Below are 2,344 nucleotides of genomic sequence, written 5' to 3' on the forward strand. Positions count from 1 at the left end.
AGTATATACAGGAAAGATATGAAACTTTAAATACTAAACTTCAATGGATTTCCAAAAATATTGATAAAGTTGAAAGTATCAACATTGAAAAACAAAAGATACATGTTGAGAGACTTCAAGCCGATACTCCTGAAGAAGCTAGAAATTTCAGCTTATCGCTTTATAATATGCTTCCAAGAGTTAAACTCACTGATTTATTAATGGAGGTAGCTGAATGGACTGGATTTGAAGAATCATTTGTTCACGCTTCTTCAAATCAACCACCCAAAGGTGAGGAAAAGTCTATTGTGATGGCTTCGTTAATGGCGATGGGGACAAATATTGGATTAACTAAAATGGCCGAAGCAACTCCTGATATTTCATATCGCCAGATGGCCAATGTTATGCAATGGAGATTACATGAAGATGCGATGACTCGCGCTCAAGCTACACTGGTAAATTATCAGCACCGTATATCATTAACTTCATATTGGGGAGATGGGACAACATCATCTTCCGATGGTATGCGTGTTCCTGTCGGTGTATCATCGTTACATGCAGATTCAAATCCGCATTACGGAACTGGGAAAGGTACGACCATTTATCGTTTTACAAGTGATCAGTTTTCTTCCTTTTATGCAAAAGTTATTAATACAAATGCAAGGGATGCCGTACATGTGATAGATGGATTATTACATCATGAATCTGACCTTTCAATTGAAGAGCATTACACTGATACAGCCGGTTACACGGATCAAGTTTTCGGATTGAGTCATTTGTTAGGGTTTCGTTTTGCACCAAGACTAAGAGATATAAGCGACGCTAAATTATATACCATTTCTTCTTCTAATGATTTTCCAAATATAAAAGGCATACTTCGAGGTAAGATTAATACAGACGTTATTAAAGAGAATTTTGATGATGTATTAAGACTGGCACATTCAATTCGAGAAGGAAGAGTTTCTGGATCATTGATCATGGGGAAATTAGGTTCGTATGCAAGACAAAATAAAATAGCTACAGCTCTTCGGGAGATTGGAAGAATTGAAAAAACAATCTTTATTCTTGACTATATTACGAATGAAACATTAAGAAGAAGGATACATCGTGGACTAAATAAAGGAGAAGCCATGAATGGATTGGCTAGAGCTTTATTTTTTGGTAAACGAGGTGAATTCAGAGAACGAGGCATACAAGATCAACTACAAAGAGCTAGTGCATTAAATATATTAATCAATGCAATAAGCGTATGGAATACTGTGTATTTGAGTGAAGTGACAAAGGAATTTAAGAAAAGGGATAGTCTAAAGGAAGAATTACTCCCACACATTTCACCGTTAGGATGGGAGCATATTAATTTTCTTGGAGAATATAAATTTGATTCGCATCGATTACCCACAAATTCTTTAAGACCATTAAATAAAAATTAACCTATACCTATAACACATAAAGCCAAATTCCTTAACGTACGGGTATTTGGCTATTTTAATGTCGAATTTTGCTTAGCGTACAAAATTTCCGAAATGCTGGCTGTACCCCTTTTTCAAGAAACATTCCCCCTACCAAAATTTGTTAAAACATATCATACGTATATTGGAAGATCAACATGTAATCAGTTAAATAACAAGAGGATGAATTTACGCCTGTTGTTATTATGATTATTTTCGTTGACGTGACGTCAAGCCCCGCCGCCCCCTTATTCGTTAGTTCATTAAAACTTATTGTTGAGTTGACACAGACTAAGTAATATCTTTTTATTCATAAAGCTTTTTGGCTATCTCATCTAGAGTTTTGGATATGTTTGAAAGTAGTATTAAAAGATGGATAGGAAACCCTATTGCAAGTCCTACTAATGGTGACAAAGGTCCAGCAAAAAAGAGTCCGATAAGAGTTGGAGTTAGATATACAAAAATAATTAGTTTTGTCAAAAAAAACCACCTTTGTAGATTAATTATAGGATGATATTTCTCTACTGTACGATGAAAAACCGCACCAATTCACTCTCTAACTATTTGAGATACAAAATCTAGTACATTATAAACAAGCACCCGTTAGTTCATTAAGATTAAGGCCCGCATCTGTTATTCATTAGGCATTAATAACCCGTAAAACCTCCAAATACTTTACAAGAAAAGATGTGATATTAGTAAATCCAATCAAAAAACAAGACAACCCCCATAATAATTGTGAAATAACCGCCAAATCGAGTTATATTGTGATTATATTTCCTTATCCATTCTGATTTACCGATAAAAAAGGACATTGAAAAGCAATTACTTCCTCATTATTTGGAATTTCAAACCTTTTATTTGCCTTGGATAAAATAGAGGTAGGAATTTCTTCAATGTAAAATTTGTCTTGCTGA

The 2,344-nt window shown here is 34.4% G+C and carries 2 protein-coding genes; one reads left to right on the top strand and one right to left on the bottom strand.

The genetic code is table 11. The features are described 5' to 3' along the window. Nucleotides 1-1,409: Tn3 family transposase (locus N9I19_RS24430; protein ID WP_317779283.1), on the top strand; the 1,409-nt coding region annotated here is incomplete at its 5' end. A gap of 324 nt (nt 1,410-1,733) precedes the next feature. Here the strand turns inward: N9I19_RS24430 and N9I19_RS24435 are convergent. Then, the gene (locus tag N9I19_RS24435; protein ID WP_317779284.1) at nt 1,734-1,907 is read right to left on the bottom strand and encodes a hypothetical protein; all 174 of its coding nucleotides are present in this window, start codon (nt 1,905-1,907) and stop codon (nt 1,734-1,736) included. Nucleotides 1,908-2,344: the final 437 nt, after the last annotated feature.

Origin of the sequence: Peribacillus sp. CSMR9 (assembly GCF_033141925.1) — a bacterium.
Lineage (GTDB): Bacteria > Bacillota > Bacilli > Bacillales > DSM-1321 > Peribacillus > Peribacillus simplex_A.